25 protein-coding genes, 1 tRNA gene and 1 pseudogene are annotated in these 24533 nt (G+C 58.6%); 17 read left to right on the forward strand and 10 right to left on the reverse strand.

Annotated features, from left to right (window positions below):
• Position 1: 1 nt before the first annotated feature.
• The 7 genes and pseudogenes from KL786_RS14005 to dibA all read right to left on the reverse strand — a co-directional run bounded on the left by KL786_RS14005 (position 2) and on the right by dibA (position 7522).
• A pseudogene (locus KL786_RS14005) lies at positions 2–969 on the reverse strand (hypothetical protein).
• 298 nt (positions 970–1267) lie between these two features.
• Positions 1268–2248 (reverse strand): sulfate/molybdate ABC transporter ATP-binding protein, encoded by a 981-nt coding sequence (locus KL786_RS14010; RefSeq protein ID WP_215517985.1) that lies wholly within the window; start codon positions 2246–2248, stop codon positions 1268–1270.
• 3 nt (positions 2249–2251) lie between these two features.
• Positions 2252–3124 (reverse strand): sulfate ABC transporter permease subunit CysW, encoded by an 873-nt coding sequence (cysW, locus tag KL786_RS14015; protein ID WP_029299486.1) that lies wholly within the window; start codon positions 3122–3124, stop codon positions 2252–2254.
• A 13-nt stretch (positions 3125–3137) separates the two neighbouring features.
• Positions 3138–3956 carry a sulfate ABC transporter permease subunit CysT gene (cysT, locus tag KL786_RS14020; protein WP_032856532.1) on the reverse strand — a complete coding sequence of 273 codons (819 nt, stop codon included), beginning with the start codon at positions 3954–3956 and terminating at the stop codon, positions 3138–3140.
• Between the two features lie 163 nt (positions 3957–4119).
• A complete protein-coding gene (locus KL786_RS14025) occupies positions 4120–5130 on the reverse strand; it encodes a sulfate ABC transporter substrate-binding protein (protein WP_215517986.1) in 1011 nt (336 codons plus the stop codon).
• A 75-nt stretch (positions 5131–5205) separates the two neighbouring features.
• Entirely contained in the window at positions 5206–5388 is a 183-nt protein-coding gene (gene oscA, locus KL786_RS14030; protein ID WP_029299482.1) for a sulfur starvation response protein OscA, read from the reverse strand.
• Positions 5389–5611: 223 nt separating this feature from the next.
• Entirely contained in the window at positions 5612–7522 is a 1911-nt protein-coding gene (gene dibA, locus KL786_RS14035; RefSeq protein ID WP_215517987.1) for a phosphodiesterase DibA, read from the reverse strand.
• Positions 7523–7687: 165 nt separating this feature from the next.
• Here dibA and desA point away from each other — a divergent pair, with 165 nt between their 5' ends.
• Entirely contained in the window at positions 7688–8869 is a 1182-nt protein-coding gene (desA, locus tag KL786_RS14040) for a delta-9 fatty acid desaturase DesA (RefSeq protein ID WP_032856529.1), read from the forward strand.
• 278 nt (positions 8870–9147) lie between these two features.
• Complete coding sequence (locus KL786_RS14045) at positions 9148–10155, forward strand: GGDEF domain-containing protein (RefSeq protein ID WP_215517988.1); 1008 nt, start codon at positions 9148–9150, stop codon at positions 10153–10155.
• A gap of 27 nt (positions 10156–10182) precedes the next feature.
• On the opposite strand, the gene KL786_RS14050 is transcribed toward KL786_RS14045, so the two are convergent.
• The 3 genes from KL786_RS14050 to gabD all read right to left on the reverse strand — a co-directional run bounded on the left by KL786_RS14050 (position 10183) and on the right by gabD (position 14469).
• Positions 10183–11394, reverse strand: a complete 1212-nt coding sequence (locus KL786_RS14050; RefSeq protein ID WP_215517989.1) for an HDOD domain-containing protein — start codon at positions 11392–11394, stop codon at positions 10183–10185.
• A gap of 168 nt (positions 11395–11562) precedes the next feature.
• Positions 11563–12843 carry a 4-aminobutyrate--2-oxoglutarate transaminase gene (gabT, locus tag KL786_RS14055; RefSeq protein ID WP_215517990.1) on the reverse strand — a complete coding sequence of 427 codons (1281 nt, stop codon included), beginning with the start codon at positions 12841–12843 and terminating at the stop codon, positions 11563–11565.
• A 183-nt stretch (positions 12844–13026) separates the two neighbouring features.
• A complete protein-coding gene (gabD, locus tag KL786_RS14060) occupies positions 13027–14469 on the reverse strand; it encodes an NADP-dependent succinate-semialdehyde dehydrogenase (RefSeq protein ID WP_032856525.1) in 1443 nt (480 codons plus the stop codon).
• A 360-nt stretch (positions 14470–14829) separates the two neighbouring features.
• Between gabD and KL786_RS14065 the strand changes: the two genes are divergently transcribed.
• From KL786_RS14065 to KL786_RS14135, 15 genes are all read left to right on the forward strand, one after another.
• Positions 14830–14906: transfer RNA gene (locus KL786_RS14065), tRNA-Arg, on the forward strand.
• A 168-nt stretch (positions 14907–15074) separates the two neighbouring features.
• Positions 15075–16310: a tyrosine-type recombinase/integrase gene (locus KL786_RS14070; RefSeq protein WP_215517991.1), complete on the forward strand. Its 1236-nt coding sequence runs from the start codon at positions 15075–15077 to the stop codon at positions 16308–16310.
• A gap of 7 nt (positions 16311–16317) precedes the next feature.
• Entirely contained in the window at positions 16318–17208 is an 891-nt protein-coding gene (locus KL786_RS14075; protein ID WP_215517992.1) for a hypothetical protein, read from the forward strand.
• A gap of 96 nt (positions 17209–17304) precedes the next feature.
• On the forward strand, positions 17305–17523 hold the full coding sequence (locus KL786_RS14080; protein WP_099170291.1) for a helix-turn-helix domain-containing protein: 219 nt from the start codon (positions 17305–17307) through the stop codon (positions 17521–17523).
• A 101-nt stretch (positions 17524–17624) separates the two neighbouring features.
• A complete protein-coding gene (locus KL786_RS29865) occupies positions 17625–17999 on the forward strand; it encodes an ogr/Delta-like zinc finger family protein (protein ID WP_215518032.1) in 375 nt (124 codons plus the stop codon).
• A gap of 47 nt (positions 18000–18046) precedes the next feature.
• Entirely contained in the window at positions 18047–18238 is a 192-nt protein-coding gene (locus KL786_RS14090) for a helix-turn-helix transcriptional regulator (RefSeq protein WP_099170295.1), read from the forward strand.
• Positions 18235–18534, forward strand: coding sequence for a helix-turn-helix transcriptional regulator (locus tag KL786_RS14095; protein ID WP_215517993.1), 300 nt, complete (start codon positions 18235–18237; stop codon positions 18532–18534). The genes KL786_RS14090 and KL786_RS14095 overlap by 4 nt, the downstream gene beginning before the upstream one ends.
• The gene (locus tag KL786_RS14100) at positions 18531–18788 is read left to right on the forward strand and encodes a hypothetical protein (RefSeq protein WP_169990536.1); all 258 of its coding nucleotides are present in this window, start codon (positions 18531–18533) and stop codon (positions 18786–18788) included. Before KL786_RS14095 ends, KL786_RS14100 begins: the two co-directional genes overlap by 4 nt.
• 463 nt (positions 18789–19251) lie before the next feature.
• On the forward strand, positions 19252–19434 hold the full coding sequence (locus tag KL786_RS14105; RefSeq protein WP_215518033.1) for a hypothetical protein: 183 nt from the start codon (positions 19252–19254) through the stop codon (positions 19432–19434).
• Positions 19427–19696 carry a DUF3077 domain-containing protein gene (locus KL786_RS14110; protein ID WP_065933462.1) on the forward strand — a complete coding sequence of 90 codons (270 nt, stop codon included), beginning with the start codon at positions 19427–19429 and terminating at the stop codon, positions 19694–19696. The genes KL786_RS14105 and KL786_RS14110 overlap by 8 nt, the downstream gene beginning before the upstream one ends.
• Positions 19689–19967 carry a hypothetical protein gene (locus KL786_RS14115; RefSeq protein WP_215517994.1) on the forward strand — a complete coding sequence of 93 codons (279 nt, stop codon included), beginning with the start codon at positions 19689–19691 and terminating at the stop codon, positions 19965–19967. Before KL786_RS14110 ends, KL786_RS14115 begins: the two co-directional genes overlap by 8 nt.
• A complete protein-coding gene (locus KL786_RS14120; protein WP_169863862.1) occupies positions 19960–20442 on the forward strand; it encodes a LasR-specific antiactivator QslA in 483 nt (160 codons plus the stop codon). The genes KL786_RS14115 and KL786_RS14120 overlap by 8 nt, the downstream gene beginning before the upstream one ends.
• Complete coding sequence (locus tag KL786_RS14125) at positions 20435–21451, forward strand: toprim domain-containing protein (RefSeq protein WP_215517995.1); 1017 nt, start codon at positions 20435–20437, stop codon at positions 21449–21451. Before KL786_RS14120 ends, KL786_RS14125 begins: the two co-directional genes overlap by 8 nt.
• A complete protein-coding gene (locus KL786_RS14130) occupies positions 21448–23238 on the forward strand; it encodes a DUF927 domain-containing protein (protein ID WP_236455228.1) in 1791 nt (596 codons plus the stop codon). Before KL786_RS14125 ends, KL786_RS14130 begins: the two co-directional genes overlap by 4 nt.
• A gap of 433 nt (positions 23239–23671) precedes the next feature.
• Positions 23672–24448 carry a hypothetical protein gene (locus tag KL786_RS14135; protein WP_215517997.1) on the forward strand — a complete coding sequence of 259 codons (777 nt, stop codon included), beginning with the start codon at positions 23672–23674 and terminating at the stop codon, positions 24446–24448.
• Positions 24449–24533 lie beyond the last annotated feature (85 nt).

The following is a 24533-nucleotide window of genomic DNA, read 5'->3' on the forward strand; positions in this document are numbered from 1 at the left end:
ATCATTGACCGGTTTTTTCATATAGAACATCGCCGTATTTAGCGACCGCATTACCTCCCGCCTCCCCTCCTGCCGCCCCACCCAGAGCGGCACCGATAACGCCACAAACAAGATCCCCTTTCCCCCTCGTTACAACCCCCAAAACAGTGGTGCAAAGATAACGTCCTAAGCGCGCCCCCCCAGCCCCAACTATCGCAGCACCACCACCCCCCCCACCAACCGCCCGCCCTCCACATACTGCGCCCGCCGACACTGCGCCTCCCGCCCCGTCATACACCCCTCCTTGATCGCCAACCCCGCCACGCCCACATCCAGCGCTAACCCCACATACGTGCCCTTGCCCAAGAACCGCGACGTCTGCGCAATGCTCCGGATTCGCTGCGCATAGCCCGCTATCTCACTCTTGTGCAGATAGCTTTTGGTCGATATCCCCAGCACTTTTTTTAACGACTTATTGCCCTGCAAGCTCGTACCAAACCGTGCCGCGCCCTTCAGTTGAGTGTCCAGGCGCTGGAACAACCCCTGGCGCTGACGAATGAACGCCTCCCGATCCAGGGCCCCACTCTTGAGTTGCTGATGCAGGCGCTCGACTTCCTCCAGCGTATGCCGGACCTCATCCAGATGCCGCGCCCAACCCGAACTGCCGGCCCCCACACCCAGCGAGGTATACCCCAACAGGCTCTGCAATAAATCGTAGTTATTGATGACGGCAATCCCAGCCGCGGAATTAAACTCCAGGGCACGACGGATTTCCTGTGCATGGCGCATCAACCACGCGTCATTGAGGGTGCAGGAAACAGCGTATTCGTCAGGCACAATCACCATTTGCCCAGGCGTTACCAAGCCATGACGCAGGTGCAGGTTCAGCGCATCGAACTGCTCCGCCGACTGCTGACTGGTGAGGCGCAAAAGCTGGGCTTTCAAACTGTGATAATCAATGGTGCGCTCATTGATGTACGCCTGCGCCATCTCCTACATCCTTGATGTAATGAATATGGCGTCGGAATATAAGTAACTAAAAGGCGTATCGCACAAGCTGGCGGGGCATAAAACGGGGAGGAATTTAAGTTTCGGAAGCTGCCCACACAGCGAAGAAAAAGTACCTACAAATCTCCCCTAAAGACTCCCGACCAAGAGCACTCAGGCCACTGGCGGCGGTGATGGCTTCGGACATGTCCCAGACGGGCTGGAACACCCTTTTCACCAGCACCAACAAACCAATGTGGGAGCTGGCCAGCCCCCACAGTTGATCGGGCAGGCTAAAAAATCAGGCTTTTTGCCAGACCTTAGGCTTGAAGAACAACGTCTCGCCCCGCGCCAGCCCGGTCAGGCTGTCGTGATCCTTCACCACTTCGGCTTCGATCAGTTCGCTCTGGCCTTCGACCTTCAGTGTGATCCGTGTGGTGGCGCCCAGCGGGCGGATGTCGCGCACTTGCGCGGCATGGTGATCTTCCAGTTCATGGCGTGACAGCGACACTTCGTGCGGGCGGAACAGCACGTGCTGGTCTTCGCCCAGGTGCAGGCGGTTGGAGTCGCCCAGGAAGTGGTAGACGAAATCGCTGGCCGGGTTTTCGTAGACGTCGCCCGGTGAGCCGATCTGCTCGATCACGCCCTTGTTCATCACCACGATGCGGTCGGCGACTTCCATGGCTTCTTCCTGGTCGTGGGTCACGAACACCGAGGTCAAGTTGATGTCCTCGTGCAGGCGGGCCAACCAGCGGCGCAGCTCCTTGCGCACCTTGGCATCCAGGGCGCCGAAGGGTTCGTCGAGCAGCAGCACCTTGGGCTCCACCGCCAGGGCGCGGGCCAGGGCGATACGCTGGCGCTGACCGCCGGAGAGTTGTTCCGGGTAGCGATCCGACAGCCAATCGAGTTGCACCATGTTCAGCAATTCATGGACCTTGGCCGCGATCTGGGTTTCATTCGGGCGCTGGTTCTTGGGCTTCATGCGCAGGCCGAATGCGACGTTGTCGAATACGGTCATGTGGCGGAACAGCGCGTAGTGCTGGAACACAAACCCGACGTTGCGATCACGCACATCATGGCCGGACACGTCCTCGCCGTGGAACACGATACTGCCGGCGTCCGGGGTTTCCAGGCCGGCGATGATGCGTAGCAAGGTGGTCTTGCCGCAGCCGGAGGGGCCCAGCAAGGCCACCAACTCGCCACTCTGGATATCCAGGTTGATGCTGTCCAGGGCCTTGAAGGCGTTGAAGTTCTTGCTGACGTTACGGACTTCGATCGACATGACTTATTCCTCAGCCGCACCGGCGCGCAGGCGGTTAATTCGGTTCTCGCTCCACTGCTTGAGCAGCAGGATGAAGAGCGCCAGGATCAGCAACAGACTCGCCACCGCAAACGCAGCGACGTGGTTGTATTCGTTGTAGAGAATCTCGACGTGCAGCGGCAAAGTGTTGGTCACGCCGCGAATGTGGCCGGACACCACCGACACCGCGCCGAACTCACCCATTGCCCGCGCAGTACACAGCACCACGCCGTAGATCAGGCCCCACTTGATGTTCGGCACGGTGACATGCCAGAACATCTGCCAGCCATTGGCGCCCAGCAGGCGCGCGGCTTCTTCTTCCTGGGTGCCCTGCTCCTGCATCAACGGGATCAACTCGCGGGCCACGAATGGCACGGTGACGAAGATGGTCGCCAGCACGATGCCCGGCAAGGCAAAGACGATCTGGATATCGTGATCCTGCAACCACGGCCCGAAGAAGCCCTGGGCGCCGAACATCAACACATAGACCAGGCCGGCGATCACCGGCGAGACCGAGAACGGCAGGTCGATCAGGGTCACCAGCATGCTCTTGCCACGGAACGAGTACTTGCTGACGCACCAGGCCGCACTGACGCCGAATACCAGGTTGAGCGGCACCGAAATCAGCACCGCAATCACCGTCAGCTTCAATGCCGACAGCGCGTCCGGCTCGAAGATCGCGGCAAAGAATGCGCCGAGGCCGAGCTTGAGGCCCTGGGATACCACGATAAACAGTGGCAACAGCAAGAACAGGGCGAAAATCAGCCAGCCAAGGCCGATCAGGATACGTCGCGAAACCGCACTGCCACGACGGGCAGCGTTGGCCGAGGACGCGGCGGAAATAGACGATTGGGACATGTTCCGCGCCTCCTTATGGACGTTCGATGCGCCGCTGCAGCAAGTTGATCAGCAGCAGCAAGACAAAGGAAACCACCAGCATCAGCACGCCGATGGAGGTAGCGCCGGTGTAGTCGTATTGGTCGAGCTTGACCATGATCAGCAACGGCAGGATCTCGGTTTTCATCGGCATATTGCCGGCGATGAAAATCACCGAGCCGTACTCACCCACACCTCGGGCAAACGCCAGGGCAAACCCGGTCAGCCATGCCGGCAGCAGCGCCGGCACGAGGATATAGCGGAACACCTGCAAGGGCTTGGCGCCGAGGCAGGCGGCGGCTTCTTCGATTTCCCGGGGGATATCGGCCAAGACCGGCTGCACGGTGCGCACCACAAAGGGCAGGGTGACGAAGGTCAAGGCCAGGGTGATGCCCAGGGGGGTGTAGGCAATCTTGAAGCCCATGTCCGTGGCGAACTGGCCAACCAGGCCGGACGGCGCGTACAGCGCGGTCAGCGCGATACCGGCCACGGCGGTGGGCAGGGCGAACGGCAAGTCGATCATCGCGTCGATAATCTTGCGCCCGGGGAAGGTGTAGCGCACCAGCACCCAGGCCAGCAGCGTACCGATCACGCCGTTGATCAGCGCGGCGTACAGGGCCGTACTGAAGCTCAACTTCAACGCCGCCCACACGCGCGGCGCCGAAATGATGGCCCAGAACTGATCCCAGGTGAGTTGGGCGGCGTGGACGAACATGGCCGCCAGCGGTATGAGCACAATCAGGCTGAGGTACACCAAGGTGTAGCCCAGCGTCAGCCCGAAGCCGGGTATGACGGGGGAGATACGACGCGACATAAAAGTCCTTGGTTAACAGGTAGATACCACTGCAAGAACAAACCTTTGTGGGAGCCGGGCTTGCCCGCGATGCAGGCACCTCGGTGTATCAGTTACACCGCGGTGATGCTATCGCGGGCAAGCCCGGCTCCCACAGAAAGCTCACGCCTGGCAGCAGTGTGGCTTACTGCGCCGTGTAGATCTGGTCGAACACGCCACCGTCATTGAAGAATTTCGGTTGGGCAGTTTTCCAGCCGCCGAAGTCTTTGTCGATAGTCACCAGCTCCAGTTTCGGGAACTGCTGGGCGTATTTGGCGGCCACATCCTTGTCACGCGGGCGGTAGAAGTTCTTTGCCGCGATCTCCTGGCCAGCCGGGCTGTACAGGTGGTTGAGGTACGCCGTGGCGATTTCGGTATTGCCCTTTTTCTCGGCGTTCTTGTCGACCACGGCCACGGGTGGCTCGGCGAGGATCGACAGGGACGGCACGATGATGTCGAACTTGTCGGCACCGCCATCTTCCTTGAGTGCCAGGAACGCTTCGTTTTCCCAGGCCAGCAACACGTCACCCTGACCGTTGTTGACGAAGGTGATGGTCGAGCCGCGCGCGCCGGTGTCGAGGATCGGCACGTGCTTGAACAGCTCCTTCACGTATTCCTGGGCCTTGGCTTCGCTGCCACCGGCCTTCAGGCCATAGGCCCAGGCGGCGAGGAAGTTCCAGCGGGCACCGCCGGAGGTTTTCGGGTTTGGCGTGATCACCGACACGTCGTTCTTGATCAGGTCGCCCCAGTCCTTGATGCCTTTGGGGTTGCCCTTGCGCACCAGGAACACGATGGTCGAGGTGTAGGGCGTGCTGGCCTCAGGCAGGCGGGTCTGCCAGTTCTCCGGCAGGGTCTTGCCCAGCTTGGCAATTTCGTCGATGTCGCCGGCCAGGGCCAGTGTTACCACGTCGGCGCGCAGGCCGTCGATCACCGCCCGGCCTTGCTTGCCCGAACCACCGTGGGACTGCTGGATCTTCACGTTGTCGCCAGGGTGTGCCTTTTTCCAGAAGCTGGTGAATTCGGCGTTGTAGTCCTGGTACAGCTCACGGGTCGGATCGTAGGAAACGTTGAGCAGCTCGTAATCCTTGGCCACTGCGGAACCGGAAAACACGGCGCTGGCCAGGGCGGCCAGGGCATAACGGCGAATCGACGACATAGACAAGCTCCTGAAATTCTTGGGTGTTGGCTTTTCTTATAAGTACGGGTCCCGCAATCGAAGCGCCGTGTTGCCTCAGCTCGGTTTGTTGCCCGGGCTCTGCAAGCGGAATTTCTCTTTGCGTTCGATCTGCACCACTTGGGCGTTGTGTACGGTGATTTCCACTGCGCCAAAACGCAGGTCACGCAATGCGCTCTGGATCTCGCGCAAAATGGCTGCTTCGTCCTGGCCGTCAACGCTGCGTAGAGATGCGCTCATGGTCGTGCTCCTGAAATGAGAAGTGCCTGGCAGTGGCGGCACTGCTTGCGGCGTGAGAGCGATAGTAGATAAGCGCGGATATTCTTAAAAATACTATTTAAGAATGTTTATATAACCAGAAAGAATTTTCAGGCAGGGCATGACGTTACGGCGTGCGCACATATAAATGTGGGAGCGGGCTTGCCCGCTCCCACATTTACTGTATTTCGACCCCGGATAGAGGTCAGCGGATGGCGGGGGCCCTGGCCCAATCAATGTCCGCCGCCAGCATCGGCCGCCCAAACCAGTAGCCCTGGCCGAGGTCGCACTGGTGATTGAGCAGGAACCGCGCCTGTTCTATTTGTTCGATGCCTTCGGCATGCACTTGCATGCCCATGCTCTGCGCCAAGGCGATGACCACCCGCACAATCGCCGCATCGTCTTCATCCCACGGCAACCCGGCAACGAAGCCCTGGTCGATTTTCAGCTTCTGTACCGGCAAGCGCTTGAGGCGCAGCAGTGACGAATAGCCGGTGCCGAAGTCATCGATGGCCAGGCTCAAGCCCAGCTCGCGCAAGCGATGCATTTGCTCCAGGGCCACTTCCGGGTCATCCATCACCGCGCTTTCGGTGACTTCCAGCTCCAGCTTCGACGGGGCCAGGCCGGTGTCATGCAGCACCTTGGCCACCTGCTCATACAGTTCATGACGGGCAAACAGGCGGCTGGAAATATTCACCGCCAGGAAGGACAGGTCCCTACCCTCTGCCAGCCACTGGCACATCTGGCGACAAGCCTGGTCCATGACCCAGGCGTCGATTTCGGCGATCAGCCCGGTGCGTTCGGCAATCGGGATAAATTCCGCCGGCGGCACCAGGCCACGTTGCGGGTGCTGCCAGCGCACCAGGGCTTCTACCCCCATCATCTTGCTGGTTTGCAGGTCATGGACCGGCTGGTAGTAGACCCGCAACTCCTGCTGATCCAGAGCGCGGCGCAGTTCATTACCGATCTCGATGCGGTTCTGGGCATGGGCGGTGAGTTCTTCGGTGTACAAGGCATAGCCTTCGCGCCCGGTGCTCTTGGCCTTGAACAGCGCGGAGTCAGCGTTACGCAGCAACTGCTCGGCACTCAAGGCATCACTGGGAAACAGGCTGATGCCGATGCTGGCGCTGATGAACAATTGATGGCCGTCGAACATGAACGGCTGTTTCATGCTGTCGATGATGCGCTGGGCCAGCGCGGCAGCCTGGACCACCTGTGGACAACTTTCCGCCAGCACTGCGAACTCATCACCGCCCAGGCGTGCCAGGGTCACACCGGGGCCAAAAAGGCCCTGCAGGCGCTCGCCCACGGCCTTGAGCAACTGGTCACCGACATTGTGGCCAAGGCTGTCGTTGATGATCTTGAAGTGGTCCAGGTCCAGCAGCAGCAACGCGCAGCCACGCTTGTGGATCTGCGCCGAAGCCAGCGCCTGCTCGGCGCGGTCGGTGAACAGCAGGCGGTTGGGCAGGTCGGTCAACGGGTCGTGGTGAGCCAGATGTGCCAATTCGCGCTCGGAATGCTTGATCGCGCTGATGTCGGAGAACACCGCTACGTAATGGCTGATCTGGCCCTGGTCATCATGGATGACACGGATGGTTTGCCACTGTGGATAAATTTCCCCGCTTTTACGCCGGTTCCAGATCTCACCGCTCCACTCCCCATCTTGATTAAGGGTGCGAAACATCTGTTCATAAAAAGCCGGCGAATGCCGCCCCGACTTGAACAGGCTCGGTTGGCGGCCCATCACGTCTTCTACCTGGTAACCGGTGATTTCGATAAAGGCGCGGTTGACGTGGACAATCCGCCCCCGGGCGTCGGTGACCAGCACCCCTTCGCGCGTGCAATCGAACACCGCCGCCGCCTGGCGCAGGCGCTCGCGGTTTTCCTTCAAGGGTTGCTGGATACGATGGACGCGCGCGCAGCGGGCACACAACAGGAAAATAAACAGGGCACTGAGGGTCACCCACAGATAACCACGCAGCATCTGCCAGTGCACCACCTCGCTGGGTTCATCGAGGAATGTGATAAAAACCTGCTGACTGAGCTGGATCCACAAGATGGAAATCAGCAAGTACACCAGCCCTGCGCGTAGGGCACCTCGGTATGAAAGCAGCATATGACTAGTAATCCTTACTAAAAAACAGAATCGCCCTACAAAGGCTGCGGATTATAGGATAAGTAACATCTCGTCACTCCTATTCAAAAGGGTGACTGGTTTTATCTGTAGGCTTAGTGATAATGCGTGAGCTGTTCTTTTCTTTATCTGAGGGCCATACAGCCTATGTGGTACAACGGTTTTCTTGACTTGTCAGCCTGGCAACTGGTGGCAGTCACTCTGTTGATGACCCACGTGACCATTATCGGGGTCACGGTCTATCTACACCGCTATTCAGCCCATCGCTCCCTGGAGCTCAATGCTGGCCTGAAACACTTCTTCCGCTTCTGGCTGTGGCTGACCACGGCGCAGAACACCCGCGAGTGGACTGCCATCCACCGCAAGCACCACGCCAAGTGCGAAACCGTCGACGATCCGCACAGCCCGGTGATCAAGGGTCTGTCCACAGTCCTGCGCAAAGGCGCCGAGCTGTACCGCGCCGAGGCCGAAAACCCCGAGACCCTGCGCATCTACGGCAAGAACTGCCCGGACGACTGGATCGAGCGCAATGTCTATACCCGCTACCCGCTGCTGGGCGTGGCGATCATGGGGGTCATCGACCTGCTGCTGTTCGGCACCATCGGTATCACCATCTGGGCGATCCAGATGATGTGGATCCCGGTCTGGGCTGCCGGCGTGATCAACGGCCTGGGCCATGCCATCGGCTATCGCAACTTCGAATGCCGCGACGCGGCGACCAACCTGGTGCCGTGGGGCATCATCGTCGGTGGCGAAGAGCTGCATAACAACCATCACACCTATCCCAATTCCGCCAAGTTGTCGGTGAAGAAGTGGGAATTCGACCTGGGCTGGGCCTGGATCCAGGTGTTCAGCTTCCTGCGCCTGGCCAAGGTGCAACGGGTTGCACCTATCGCCCACCGGGTCGAAGGCAAGGGTCACCTGGACATGGACACCGCCATGGCGATCCTCAACAACCGCTTCCAGATCATGGCTCAGTACCGCAAGTTGGTCATTGCGCCGCTGGTCAAGCAGGAGCTGGAGAAGGTCGATCATTCGGTACGCCACCAGTTCCACCGTGCCAAACGTCTGCTGTCGCGCGAGACCAGCCTGCTGGATGACCGCCATCACGTGCGCATCCAGAACATGCTGGAGCACAGCCAGGCCTTGAAAGTGATCTACGAAAAGCGCCTGGCGCTGCAGCAGATCTGGCTCAAGACCAGCAGCAACGGGCATGACATGCTCGCGGCGATCAAGGAATGGGTCCACGAAGCCGAAGCCAGCGGGATCCAGTCCCTGCGCGACTTTGCCCACCAGCTGAAAACCTACTCCCTGCGCCCCACCGCCTGACATTGCAGGAGCCGGTTTGCCGGCGATGAGGCCTTGAACTGCACTCCACATTCAAGGCCCCATCGCTGGCAAGCCAGCGCCTACAAGGCCCAGGTATATTCCAAGCCGATCTCCAGTTTTTTGGCGCCATTTCACAGTCACCGAACATTCCGTCTCAATCGCGACTGATAACGGAACTTAGCTGCAATTCCCCTCTCTCAAACAACACTTCGCCATCCTGGCGGGCTTTGTTTTGACTGCTGTTCGATGCTGCGGCATGTCCAGAGAGAATTGTGCCGATGGTCCACGAAAAGGACTCCCCGACCCCCACCACCCCCGACTCGGCGGATACGTCGCGCCCGGCCGCTGCCGCTACCTTGCTGGCGTTGATGCATGCCCAAGGCGAAGTGGAGCGCCTGAGCGAGCGTGAGCAGCTGTTGAGTTCGCTGCTGGTGAGCGTCAACGCCGTGCTCTGGGCCATCGAGTGGGAAACCCGGCGCGTGCTGTACGTGAGCCCCGCGTATGAGCGCATCTTTGGTCTTTCGGCAGGCCTGCTGCTGGCCGACCACCGTGGCTGGCGCGACAGCATCCACCCCGAAGACCAGGAATACGCAGAGCGAAGCCTGGCCCAGGTGCTGGAATTGGGGGCGATAGAGGATCGCCAGTACCGCATCATCACCGCTGACGGGCAGATCCGCTGGCTCAGCGACAAGTGCTTTACCAACCAACAGGCCACCCCGGGAAAACCGCTGATTGTGGTGGGCATCGCTGAAGACATCACCGAAAAAAAGCACCTGGAACTCGAACTGCAACGCCTGGCCACCACCGATGTGCTGACCCGCAGCAGCAACCGCCGACACTTCTTTGAATGCGCCCATCACGAATTCGAACGGGCCAGCGCCCAGGGCCTGCCCCTGGCGTTCCTGCTGCTGGACATCGATGACTTCAAGGCCATCAACGACACCTACGGCCACCTGGAGGGCGATCAGGTGCTGTTGCGTATCGCCGAGAGCGGGCGAGGCATATTGCGCCGTGGCGACCTGTTCGGACGCATTGGCGGCGAAGAGTTTGCCGCCGTGCTGCCTGGATGCGCGCCGGAAACAGCCATACAGGTCGCCGAGCGCCTGGGACAGGAAATCCAGCAACTGGGGTTCAGTCACGAAGGCCAGCCCTATGTGGTGACTGTCAGCCAGGGCCTGGCCAGCCTGAGCGCCGAAGACACAACCCTCGACAGCCTATTCGCCCGGGCCGATGCGGCCATGTATGAGGCCAAGCGCCAAGGCAAGAACCGGGTAATTGTCGGCTGAAGGCCCGTAGGCTGCCTGACACAGTACCTACGCAGGCTTGCGGATGCGCATCAGCTCTGAAAGTCCGACCTTCAGCAGCCGCGCCGTCTTGCCCTTGGCCAACGCCTCGATACCTTCATGCTCGGTCAGCCCTGCCAGTTGCGCTGCTATGTTCATCACCAACGCTTCACGGGAATACACTCCGCCTTCCAGGGAATAGATCGCCGCGATCAGTTGGCGCAGCTCAAGGGGCAAACGCCACCGCGTGCGCAACGCCGAGCCGTAGCTGGCGCCATAGGTGACCAACGACTCACCGATCAACTCATCATCCAGTTCGCCACCGCCCTGGCGCCACTCCTGCAAACTGCGCAATAGAGCCAGGTCGCCCAGGCGATGGAGAATACCGGCGCTGTAGCAGCGTTCATGGTCAAGGTCGAGCATGCGCGCCAAAGAGCGGGCGTATTGCGCGGTTTGCTGGGACAGTTGCCAATGGCGCTCGGCATGCTCCTTCAGGCTGGCATCGCTGAGGATCACATTGTGCTTGAGCGCCAGGCCGAGGATCAGGTTCATGCTCTGCCCTGCTGCCAGCTTGTGCAGGGCCATGGACAGGGTCTGCACCGGCGTGCCGTGATGACCAGCGCTGTTGGCGGCGGCGATCAGCACGGCGGTGATCTGCGGGTCGGTCCTGACCTGTTCTTCCAATTGCTTGAGGTCCAGGCCTTCCGGCGCCAGGCTCTTTTGCACGGCAACCTTGACGTCAACCCGCAACGGCGCGCCGTCCGACAACTCCCGACGACGCTCCAGGAACACCGACAGGGTCATCCCCTCGGCCAGGGCCGGCACTTCGCAGAACACCGTTTCGCCTTCGTTGAGCAGCAGGTCCTGCAACCGCTGGGTCAGGCCTTCCATGTCCAGGGGTTTGGTCAGGTAGGCGGTGGGAGCCAGGGGCAGGGCTTCGCGCACGCTGGCGCTGTCATTGCGTGTACTCAACAGGATAAACGGCAACGCCGGCACCCGCCGCTGCTGGCGTACGCTGCGCAGCAGGCTCAAGCCATCGACGCCCGGCAGCTCCCAATCGGCAATGATCAAATCGTAGGGTTTGTCTCGCAGCAAGCCGGCGGCCTGCTGCCCATCGGCGCACACATCCAGCCGCGCGTCGCAGCGCACATTCAACAACACCTGCTTGAGCAGATCCCGCGACCAGGGGTCGGCCTCGGCAATCAACACACGGGGTACAGCAGGTAAATCAACAGCAGTCATGCAGCACGCTCCATCGGCAATCCTTGCACATTAGACAAAGAAGCCGCCCCATGAGTAAAAAAAAACCGCTTAGGCGGTTTTTTTTACTCATGGGGCGGCTTCTTTGAGCGGCAAGTTTTAAGCTACAAGCTGCAAGTGTTACATCACTTGCAGCTTGTAGCTTGCCACTCATAGCTCTGCGAAGCAGTCTTCAATAATCGCCAGGCCTTTATCCAACTGCGCGTCCGGCGAGGTCAGCGGGACCAGTACGCGCAACACGTTGCCGTAGGTGCCGCAGGACAGCAGGATCAGGCCCTTGTCGCGCGCCTTGGCGACCACAGCAGCCACGGCAGCAGCGTTCGGCTTGTGGCTGTCGCCATCTTCGAACAGCTCGACCGCGATCATCGCGCCCAGGGCACGCACTTCGCCGATCACCGGGTACTTGGCCTGGATAGCTTTCAGGCCAGTGACCAGACGCTCGCCGACAGCCTTGCAGCGATCCAGCAGGTGTTCTTCTTCGAACACTTCCATGACCGCCAGCGCAGCGGCGCAAGCGATCGGGCTACCGGCATAGGTGCCGCCCAGGCCGCCTGGAGCAATCGCGTCCATGTATTCGGCCTTGCCACACACGCCGGCCAGCGGGAAGCCGCCAGCGATGGATTTGGCGAAGGTGGTCAGGTCGGCGGCAACGCCCATCTGTTCCATGGCGAAGAAGGTACCGGTACGACCGGCGCCGGTTTGCACTTCGTCGGCGATCAGCAGGATGCCGTGCTTGTCGCACAGTTCGCGCAGGCGCTTCATGAAGGCTTTAGGCGCGACGTAGAAACCGCCCTCGCCCTGTACCGGCTCGATGATGATCGCAGCGATGTCACGCGGCTCGGCATCGTTTTTGAAGATGCGTTCGATGCTGGCGATGGAGTCGTCGACACTCACACCGTGCAGCTCGTTCGGGTACAGCGCGCGGAACACACCGCCTGGCATCAGGCCCATGCCGGCCGAGTACGGCACGACTTTGCCGGTCAGGCCCAGGGTCATCATGGTGCGGCCATGATAGGCGCCGGTGAAGGCGATCACACCGGCACGGCCAGTGGCGGCACGGGCAATTTTCACGGCGTTTTCCACGGCTTCGGAACCGGTGGTGACCAGCAGGGTTTTCTTGGCGAAATCACCCGGGACCTTGGCGTTGACTTTCTCGCACAGCTCCACGTAAGGCTCGTAGGCCAGGACCTGGAAGCAGGTGTGGGTCAGCTTGTTCAGTTGCTCGGTCACGGCCGCGATGATTTTCGGGTGCAAGTGACCGGTGTTCAGTACGGCGATACCGCCGGCGAAGTCGATGAACTCGCGACCTTCAACGTCGGTTACCGTGGCGTTTTTCGCGGATTCGGCGAAGATCGGGTGAATCTGGCCCACACCGCGTGGTACAGCGGCTTCGCGGCGTTTCATCAGGGATGCGTTGGTCTTGTTGCTCATAAAGTCCTCATTCGCCGCTCATCGGGCGGCGTGGTCCAAGGAATACGTGGCGGGGAGGCAACTACGGCAGCATGCGATGATCGACTGCCACAGCTTTCCCGGCCACTTGCGAAATAACATTCAAAACACGCAAAGGGTCAGCGCTCTCGTGCCCTTTGCGTTTCACGCAATGCCTTGCCGGTTTTAGATGCCCAGGCAGAGGTATTTGATTTCCAGGTAGTCCTCGATCCCGTACTTGGAGCCTTCACGGCCCAGGCCCGAAGCCTTGATCCCGCCGAACGGTGCCACTTCGTTGGAAATCAGCCCGGTGTTGACGCCGACCATACCGTATTCCAGGGCTTCGGCCACACGGAACACACGGCCCAGGTCGCGGGCATAGAAGTAGGACGCCAGGCCGAACTCGGTGTCGTTGGACATGGCGATCACTTCGGCTTCGTCTTTGAAGCGGAACAGCGGCGCCAGCGGGCCGAAGGTTTCTTCCTTGGCCACAGCGGCGTTTTTCGGCACGTTGGTGAGGATGGTCGGCTCGAAGAAGTTGCCTTCCATGACCTTACCGCCAGCCAGCAACGTCGCGCCTTTGCTCAAGGCATCGGCGATGTGTTCCTGGACCTTGGCCACGGCTTTTTCGTCGATCAGGGGACCGGTGGTGGTGCCTTCTTCCAGACCGTTGCCGATCTTCAACTTGGCCACGGCCGCCTTCAGTTTTTCAGCGAACGCGTCGTACACCGAGTCCTGGATATACAAGCGGTTGGCACAGACGCAGGTCTGGCCGTTGTTGCGGTATTTGGAAATGATCGCGCCTTCGACGGCCTTATCCAGGTCAGCGTCGTCAAACACGATGAACGGCGCGTTGCCGCCCAGTTCCAGAGACACTTTCTTGATGTCCTTGGCGCATTCGGCCATCAACTGGCGACCGATCTCGGTCGAGCCGGTGAAGGACAATTTACGTACGGTAGGGTTGCTGGTCAGCTCACTGCCGATATCGCCGGCGCTGCCGGAGACCACGCTGAACACACCTTTGGGGATACCGGCACGCTGCGCCAATTCCGCCAGGGCGAACGCGGAGAACGGGGTTTGCGATGCTGGCTTGAGCACCATGGTGCAACCGGCGGCCAGGGCCGGGCCGGCTTTACGGGTGATCATCGCGGCCGGGAAGTTCCACGGCGTGATGGCGGCGGTGACGCCGATCGGTTGCTTGATCACGATCAGGCGCTTGTCCGGCTGGTGGCCAGGAATTACGTCACCGTAGATACGCTTGGCCTCTTCGGCGAACCACTCGATGAACGAAGCGGCATAGACGATTTCACCCTTGGCTTCGGCCAGCGGCTTGCCCTGCTCCAGGGTCATCAGGCGTGCGAGGTCATCCTGGTTCTCGATGATCAGTTCGAACCAACGACGCAGCTTGTTCGCGCGATCCTTGGCCGTCAGTGCGCGCCAGGCCGGCAAGGCCTTGTCGGCGGCTTCGATGGCACGACGGGTTTCGGCGGCGCCCATCTTCGGCACGGTGCCCAGGATCTCGCCAGTCGCGGGGTTGTTGACCTTGATCGTTTGACCGTTGTCCGCATCGACCCAAGCGCCATCAATAAAGGCTTGCTGGCGAAACAACTGGGTATCTTTAAGCTGCATGTCGGCTTTCCTTAACAGCACCGCGCGCGCGCGGGGCAAATTAGAGTTGTTGAAAGGCGCCTCGAAGGCTGCCGTCAGGGAAATCAGTCACTGGGCGCAATCGCGCACGGGAGACAGAGCGTTTGAAATCTCAAACGAATCCTAGGATCAATGGGGGTTCAGGGCAATAGTCTGTTCGAAAAAAAGAACGAAAACGGCGCATTAGCCGGATTATTCTGACAAGCGTATCGGCGCCAGACCCAACGCCCATGGCACACACTGCCCGGTACAGAGCCTCCCTGCTCCAGAATCCCACCGCCAGCCGGCCAAAAACCAGCATGGACGCCCAAGGTCGACATGGGTATGATGGCGCCCGCACAAGCATCCGTAGCTCAGCTGGATAGAGTACTGCCCTCCGAAGGCAGGGGTCGTGGGTTCGAATCCCGCCGGGTGCACCAAAATGATGTTTCTGGTTGTCTCCTGATGACTACGAAACGCCCCGCAAAGCCCGCCCTGTGCGGGCTTTGTTGTTTCTGCTTGTCTACCTTTATCTCCCCTCATACTGTAGCTCTGTGTATCCCACGGTGTATCCTCAGGCATCTCTAGAACCGAGGGGATACAAGGGCGTGAAACGGTCAGAAATCAAACGCAGACCACTCAGTGACACCGCGCTGGCAAGCATCGAACCCGAGACCGGGGAATATCGTGAGCTCGACGGTAATGGCCTGTATCTGCGCGTTAAGCCGGATGGCCAGAAGTCCTGGCAGCTTCGGTACAAAAACCAAGCAGCCAAGTGGAGCTGGCTTGGCCTGGGCGGCTACCCCGAAGTCAGTGGCGCACTGGCCAGGAAAAAAGCAGCCGAGTATCGCAAGGAGATTGCCAACGGCGGCGACCCTATCGCTGCACGCAAGGCCCGAAAAGCGGCCGAACTCGAAGCAGCAACAAACACATTCGAGATCCTGGCGCGCGAGTGGATCGAAATTCGCAGCCCTGGCTGGGAAGCCAGCACCGCAAAACGCACAGTCGGCGCTCTCCAGCTCCACGTCTTCCCTGTATTCGGCAAAAGACCATATGCAGAGATAACCCCAAAGCAATGGATGGACTTTCTACAAACGCTTGAGCGAAAGGGCATCCTTGAGCAAATGAGCCGCGTTCGCCGCTCCTGCAAGGAAATCTACGATCTGGCGAGGGTGACAGGCAGAGCCATTCACAACCCGCTGGAAGGCCTTAGTCGTTTCCTGCAATCCAAACCAGCCGAGAACTACGCCCACGTCACAGCGCAAGAGCTTCCTGAGCTGCTACGCGCCATTCGGACCTACCCCCATGCTTTAGATCTGCGCCTTGGCCTGCACCTATTAACGCTGACTGGCGTCCGTCCGAGTGAGCTACGCGAGGCGCCCTGGTCGGAGTTTGACTTGGACAACGCACTTTGGAGCATCCCGGCTGCTCGCATGAAAAAGCGGCGCGACCACCTAGTACCGCTGTCAAAGCAGGCAGTTAAAGCGCTTCGAGAGCTACACACGCTAAATGGTCGTTACCCGCTGCTCTTTCCCGGACGCAGTGACCGAAAAAAACCACGCAGCAATATGGCATTCAATATGGCGTTACGGCGACTGGGCTACGAGGGGCGCCAAACGGCCCACGGTTTCCGACATGTCGCCTCGACCATGCTGCGCGAAAACAACTTCCCGCGTGAACATGTAGAGGCTCAGCTAGCGCACGTTGAGGGCGGTGTCTCAGGGGTTTACAACAAAGCGATCTACCTGGAGCAACGCCGGCAAATGATGCAGTGGTATGCCGACCAATTGGACACGCTCGAAAAGGGCAATGTCGTCTCAATAAAACTCAAAGCAACGAGCTAAATAATCGATGGCTGACTATCTACTCAAAGAATGGCTCACACTGGATGAAGCTGCTTGCTGGTTATCCGATCAAACGGGACAGAACTACACAGAGACCAGTATCCAGAGGGCGCTAAACACCTTTCGCCTACCTGCTCATTATTGGCCAACCGACAATGCAGAGATTGGCCTCTTTGCTCTGACCTTGAGACCTGGAAAGAGCGACTGGCGAACCTCTGGATTAACACCCCTGCCAGAATCCCCACTCCACCTGGATACAGACCAATGCTCACTGTCGTACGTGGTCGACGGCCCAGTTCCGCTACCAAATTACGAATTGTTCAGCGAAAACCAAGCACGCCATTTTCCCCGACCAATTGGGATATTCACACCTACAGGTGACGGCGAGTTGAACGGTTGCTATCGCATTGACGAAAACGAACGACCCGCCTGTATCACTACGGGGAGCTCTCAAGTGCTCATTCACTTAGCTGACCTTCAGGAGTTCAAGGAGGGATTACCGCTGCCACCTCAACGCCCTTCGCACAACCTGTACATAGAAACCAGCAGGCTAGCCGGAACAAACAAGACCATTATCAGAAGTCGAAGCTCGGCTAACTGGTTTAGCTATCCCGATGCAATTAAGCAGGCTGATATCTCAGATGAAAAAGGGACCTTGCCAGTCCTGCGGGCTCTCGGATTCGCCGCACACGTCATTGCTGAAATAGGCGCCCACCTAGACGCGAAAGAAACCATAGCCAGCAATCGCAAAAACTTCATGCGCGGCGGAAAACCCAACGTATCCGCTATCGCGAGAACCTTAACAAAAGTGGCAAGTGACCTTCGACACACAGGACACGGCACGACGGGAGAAGGCTTTCAAAAGCTATTGAGCGCAGCACTTCGGGAGGTCGAATAAAGGATTTACGAATTACGAATTCGGAAAATCCCCAATCGTAAAAACCTCGATGCCAATCTTCACCCCGTAGTCGCAGACAGTCCTACGGAGACAAAGATGCATCCACAAAGTCCCACAGCGCATAGCGCTGACCTCATGACACCCGAGCATGCCGCTCATGCCCTGAGCGTTTCCATTCGCACGCTGGCGGCCTGGCGCAGCAATGGTCGTCACGACCTTCCCTATGTGAAGCTCGGCCGCCTTGTGCGCTACAGGACAAGCGATATCGCCGACTGGTTGCAGTCCAATCTTCATTGCGGGAAGGGGATGGATTGATGGCCACCTCAACTGTTAACCCGCGACCTACCAACAACGAGAGAGATTGTAAGCGCGCCTCTTACAACCTACAGAGATACAAGTCTTGGGCGGGATCAATGATGCTTGGGCCATCCAGATTTGGAGGCCTGTTGCCCGTGAGCACCACCCCTAAAGCACGTCCACAAGTCCAAGCGAAACGCCGTTGCCCTGATTGCGGTGCGGCGCTGATTAAGCGCAGCTCCAACAGTGAGCACGCACTTATGTCCAAAACCTTACTTGTATGCAAGAACGCTGTTTGTGGCGCCACTTTCACCGGCATTGACGAAATAACGCATCGCCTAAGCCCGCCCAGTCGGCCAAATCCAGAGATCCAACTGCCATATGCCCCAAGCGCAATTCGTCGCAGCGTACTCAAAGAGCTAGGTCTACTTACACAGGACACACAATTACCACCCCTCAGCCTCTCCCAAAACAAAAGCGAAGTACGGTCATGAGCAAGCAACTAGATCGGAGAGATAGCGCACTCGTCGCACTGGTACGCATGCCTGAACTACAGATGCTTACCGGCCTTGCGCGGCCCACCGTCTACAAAATGATTCAGCGCGACCCTACATTTCCCCGGCCGGTAAAGCTGAACGATAGCGGCGCTCGAAACGCACCTGTGGCGTTTGTATTGAGCGAGGTTCAAGCCTGGATAAACGGGCGCATTGAGGCACGGGAGCAACGAGCATGAGCAAGGCGATGCCAAAGCTATTCCAACCGGTGAAACGTTTGGACCTGGGAAACCGGCTGCTGCGTCGTCGTGACGTAGAGCAAAAGACGGGCAAAAGCAGAGCCGCGATCTATGCCGATATCCGGTCGGGCACCTTCCCGGAACCTATTCCAATTGGCATCAACAGCGTGGCCTGGCTGGAGGCAGAGATCGATCAGTGGATTGCTGACCGCCTGGAGGAGCGCAGCCAAACACGAAAGAAAAAAGCGATGCGGGGGACGCATTCGGCTCAATTACTTTCGGAGACTCACTCATGACCACAATCACATTATCTGTCGATGGGCAGTCGATCCGTTTTTCCCTGGACGACTTGCGCAGCCTGGAGACGGTTCTCCTCAACGCGGCACGTCGCCCTGGTCAGGAGGCTTTTTGCGCGACCACGAGTGGACGCATGACGGCCATCGTCGAACTCAATACCGCCAAGTCCGGCATGACCAGTACAGCCAACCCAAGCGGGCAACATCACTTCAATGAAAGTGGTAGCGGTGCGATTCAACTAACCGACTGCTAACCCCTAACTGCACTGAGTATTCACGCTGCTGCCTAGTTTAACGCCGGGTGGTCTGGAGTTTTTCATGCCTAAAAAAAGACAAAACCCCGGCAAGCGCGCCAACGCTGCCAGGGTCACATACCACACCACACACAGGCCGAAGTTTATCACCTCGAGCAACGGGGTGAGCATTTTCGGTAGTCAGATCGACTTGCAATGTGCATCCGGTCGGGCCTATAGTTTGCCTGTCGCTGCAAATTCAGCGGCCGGGCTTGGTAACCCGATGAAATCAAGGCGCAACAGCGCCCCCATCATGATTGCAGGCGCTTTTTTTGTGCCCGCAGTTACGTGTTATGGCGGCTGTGCGTGGGAGACCTTCGGGTCTGCCGGGTTCCTTGATTCCCGGTTTACCAACCTGCGCACAGCTGCCACCCATTCGCTTGGTAACGAACGTGGCAGCTCCTCAAATCAAGGAGCTCTACTCATGCACGCCCTCAATCCGTCCGCACGTTCTACCCGCGCCGCTGCACACAAGGCCATGGCCTTCGCAGCCCTTCGCGCAAACTCCAGCCTTTCCACTCGCCTCAAACGCTACAACCACCATATGCAGCTCGCCCAACTCGCCGCCTCAGAGCAAGCGATGGTTCTGGAGGTGCATCATGCTTAAGACCACCGTCAAAACCTTCAGCCACATTCCTCTCTCACGATTGCCGCTCTTCGCTGTGCAGCCTGACGTCCCTGTAACGGATGCCCTCGATCGCACCTACTGCCTACTTGACCTTGCCCAGGAGATGGCCGAGCAAGCGGCTCTCACTGAAAACAGCCAACAGCTTTGTCATGTGATCGTCTACCTGATCGACATGGCGAAAGCCACTGTTGACGCTTGCTCAGAGGGCATTCTGACCTCTGTGGGGGTGGGTCATGAATAAGCTCATTCCGCTCACAACAAACCCCAGCCAAACCCCTGTGCTGCTGATTGATACAAGCGCCACGTACGCCGACATTCAGGAGTACGCAGAGCAGCGACTTTGTGCGGCCAAAGCACTGCTTTTCAGCCTGTCCTGCATGGGCATCAACCGGGCAGACGCAAAGGATGTGAACGGCATTGCAGATGCCGCCTACTTGCTCCTAGAGGACGCCAGCGACCTCTTCAATGCCGCCCGCAAAGCAGCGGAACGTGAGGGGGTACAAAATGCCTGAATCACTCAACGCCGTGCTGCCATCTGCAGACGGCCAGCCCGCAATCGACACGCAGTGGTCCGCTAAATACCAAGAAGTAATCGACGGTGGCGTTGATGCTTTCGAACGATGGTTGGCCGACCAAAATGAACCGCTGGCCAGGTGCCTAAACAGTCACAAACAGCGCCTTCCCGGCCGGATCGTTGACGCGTTTGAACTTGGGTTCTTACACCGCCTAGAACAACGGCTCCGCAGCCAAAATCCGACACCTTGTAAAAACATCGAGCAGTTCACCGGAGCCCTCGCTCTGGGAAGCCGCGCCACTGCAATGATGCGCTTGAGTCTGGAAAGCACGCTGCAACTCGCCAACAAAGGGGAGCTTCGGGCCTGTACCGAAGAAGCCGCGCAGCACCTAGTAAAAACAGCGGATCTGGCCGCGGCTATCAGCTTGCCTGACGCTTCATTTGTATCGTCAGAGGGCCTATTCCATGACTGATCACGACACTGTAGACCTGATTCGTTTGGTGGCACTTCGTGCCCTTCCTGCCGCCTCCATTCTGCTTAAAGAATGGCTGCCAGAGGGGCGCCCAAACGGACGTGAATGGGTTGCTCGAAACGATGTTCGGGGAGACCGCCAAGCCGGATCGTTTGGTGTGTCCCTCGACTCTGGCCGGTGGAATGACTTTGCCGACGATCAAGCGCACGGTGGTGATCTGGTTTCACTTCTGGCGTACCTACGCCAATGCCGCCAGGTCGAAGCTGCGCGGGAAATCGATCAACGCCTAGCACTCGGTTTGTTTGAGTCATCTGGAGTCCCGAGCGCACCGAGCGCCCAGCAAGCAGAAGCGCTCAAAGCTGCCCGCACCAAGGCGGAAGAAAACCGACGCCGATCCGATGCGGTACAACAGGAAAAGCAGCAAGCAGCGACTCGGCAGGCAGTGCAGTTGTGGCAGCACGCAAAGCCTGCTGATCGACTGCATCCGTATCTGGTGGCCAAGGGCATGAGCCCACTCAAACTGCGTCAAATGTCTCAGGGAAAATTGCTGGTCCCTCTATGCCTTGATGGTCGCTTGGTAAACCTGCAAGTCATCGACTGTGCCGGCACTAAACGTTTCCTTAGTGGTGGCCGTGTCCTGGGCTGTTACTCGCCATTGGGGCGGGTCATCGAGGGCAGTCGCCTGTACGTCTGTGAAGGTTGGGCGACGGGAGCAACGCTGCATATCCATACCGGCCAACCGGTGGTGTGCGCCATGAACGCCGGCAACTTGCGCGCCGTGGCACTAGCCATGCGAGCGCTTCATGGTCAGAGCGTCGAGCTGGTGATCGCTGGTGACGATGATCGCCAAACGCGGGGCAATCCCGGGCGCACTGCCGCCAACCGTGCAGCGTTCGATGCCGGCGCTCTGGTGGTATTTCCAGAGTGGCCCCAACAGGCACCGCCTGAGCTATCCGACTTCAACGACTTGCACCTTTGGCGCAACCAGCTATGGGAGGCACAGCCGTGAGCAAGCTCAAGGAAAAACACGCTGATTTGAGTCTTGTAGGAGACCCAAAGGCGCCGGAGCCCGACAAACTCGACCGGCCCCGTTTCGCTGTCTATGAACATGCCTGCACGGTTGAAGGGAAGGTCTACAAGGCCGGCACCTGGTATCACAGCGTGAAGCAAAGCGGGCCGGAAGAAAAAGCCATTCCAGTCGATCATTGGATCTGTGCGCCACTGAACGTCGAAGCCGAAACGGTCAACTCAGAAGACGGCAGCATTGGCCGTCTGCTGTCCTTTCACTACAGGGGTCGGCGTATTGAATGGGTGATGCCCATGGAATCCCTTGCGGGTAAAGCAGATGAGGTAATGAAGGCACTCATGCGCCAGGGACTCGCAATCGAATACCACCAGCGTCGTCATATCGCGCCGTACCTGGCGAGCCATCACGCTCCTGACGTGGTGATTGCCACCACCACGAAACCGGGCTGGCATGAATCAGGAGCATTTGTGCTGCCCTCACGGGTCATTGGCGGCGACAACGTTCGTTTTCAGGACTCAGGTCGTGCAGCAAACATCTTCACCTGCAAAGGCTCTCTCAGTGGGTGGCAGACCGAGATAGCCGCACGCTGCCTCGGCAATCCAGTACTGATTTTGTCGGTGTGCTGTGCATTGGCAGGACCGCTACTCGCCAAGGTAGGCGTCAACGGTGGCGGTATTCACTTGGTCGGCGACTCATCAAGCGGCAAGTCACTCGCGCAACTGTTGGCGGCATCCATCTGGGGCAATCCTGGCACCTTCGCAGCCTCTTGGGACGTGTCAAAAGGTGGGGTGGAGATTGAGGCAGCGTCTCGTAACGATACCGTGCTGATCCTTGATGAAATCAAGCGGGCAGACCCCAAGCGCGTGCAGGAAATGGCCTACGCAATCGCCAATGGCATGGGCAAAAGCACCATGACCCGCGAGCGTGAAGGGCGGGCTAAATTGACCTGGCGCGTGCTGGCCCTTTCCAGCGGCGAACGGTCGCTGTCAGAGCATGCCGCCATTGGAGGTAACGGCGCACATGCCGGCGCCGAGTTGCGCATGGTCGATGTGAATGCCGGCACCCGAACTCATCGCGCCTTTGATGATGTGCATGGCATGACAGGGCAGGAGTTCCACCGCGTCCTAAACGACGCGGTCACGCAACATTATGGGCATCTCGGCCCCACTTTCGTGGAGGCACTGATTGAGCAGCCAAAGGAGCTGTATAGCGCCTTTTCACAAGTCCGTGATGCCTTCGAAACCAAGAGTTCACAAGCTGGCCGAGTAGCTGATCGGTTCGCCATTATGGCGTTAGCCGGCGAATTAGCCATTGAACATAATCTGCTTGGCTGGCCCTCGGGTTCAGCCACTCAAGCTTGTCTGCTGCTGTTCAACGAATGGCTAGCTCGTATGGGAGATGGCAACGCAGAAGACCGCCAGATACTGCGCGGCATCGCTGACTTCATCGCATTACACGGTGACAGCCGTTTTTCTGATGTGCGCGCCGAACACGCCAACCTCACTGTCCGCGAGCGAGCAGGTTTTTATGAGGTGAATGACGATAAACGCCTGTACCTGTTCAACACACCGGCATTGCTTGAGGCGGCTTCAGGTTTCGGTAAAGAGCGGATCGTACGGACGCTGGTAGGCGCCGGCGCGCTAGCCAAGGTTGACGAAGAAACCAAGGGCAGCCGGCGGGCCAAAAAGTACCGCACGCCAGGCGGTGGTAGTTCCCGCTTTTACGTAATTGACCCCGACCTGCTCGAAAGTGAGGGAGAAAGTCAATGACGCTCAACCTGTGCAGCTATCGACATTCGACGTTTTTCAGCGGGAACACGGGAACAGCGGGAACGGCCCAGCAAAGCCGTGGCCTTCAGCGTTCCCTTATAAGACATGAGAGTGGGAACAAGGGAACACAACTCTGTTTAATAGAGAGCCTCCCCCCCTACCTTGTTCCCGCTCAAAAAACGCCGGGAACAAGTTGCCACGCTGAAAGGCCCGTTTTAGAGCCTTTGTACCCACGTTCCCGCGTTCCCACCGATTTTGAATTCAGTCGTGTGAACAAGGGGGGGTATGTGCTGTTTTTGTTGACAGAACTCGAAGCACTCGTTCCGAGTTTTTCACCCCGCCCTATCCCTACGAGCAATCAACTCTCACTGATTGCCGACTCGCACCATCAACCCTGGCCGGCGTCGGCCTGCAATCACCACCGGAGAAACCTATGAACGAGCATCACTTGTCTCTGCCCGATGAAATTCAGACGGCACTCAAAATCCACGACGAATACAAACAAACCTACTTGTCTATACGCGAGCGCTTTGAAGGCTTGAGAGCGCGAGAAGAAAAGCACCGCAAAACGGCCGGCGCGGCCGAACAGCAAGCGATGCTAGATGGAGCTACCTGGCGGAAGCTTTTCCGGGAAAGCGATGGCGTGCTGACCAAAGATATTCGCAACTTCAAGCGCCAGGAACTGGACAGCCGCGAATTGGCATTGGAGTACGCTTGCCTGGCCGGCGAACTGCAACCGGCAATGGAGTTGTGCCAGATAGATACCTATGAAGCCCGTGAGCGCTATCTGAGTAGTCGCGAGACGGCGTTTGCGCTCTATGGCGATCATTGCCTCAACACCTCTGCGACCGCTCTTTTCGCACTGCCCGAAGCAGAAGCGTTTCTTAAAGCATTACAGCGCAAAAAGCTCATCATCCAACGGGATATAGAGAAGGATGCGTTCTATCAAGAGGCGACGTTTAGCGACGAAAAAAAGGCCGTCAGCAGCGAGGAAGCACGACGCCTAGGAGAAGCCTTGTTCGGTTTTATTGATCGAGCCAGTGCTGCGTTATCCGTCGATGACAATGCCGTGTGGCAGGCGCTTTCTATCGTTCCGCGTGACGATTTCACCACCGGCGAGAAAGAGTTGAAGAGCCCGATCTATCGAGCGCGCCGCCGTTCGGAGTTGAATGCAATGATTGAGCAACACACTGAAACGCAAACGTCCTGAATTCGATCCCACACACAGCATGCAAGCCGCCTTAGGGCGGCTTTTTCGTTTTCGATGAGATTCCCCACTAGCTCAATGGAAGCGT

This window comes from Pseudomonas sp. TAE6080, assembly GCF_018732265.1.
Lineage (GTDB): Bacteria > Pseudomonadota > Gammaproteobacteria > Pseudomonadales > Pseudomonadaceae > Aquipseudomonas > Aquipseudomonas brenneri.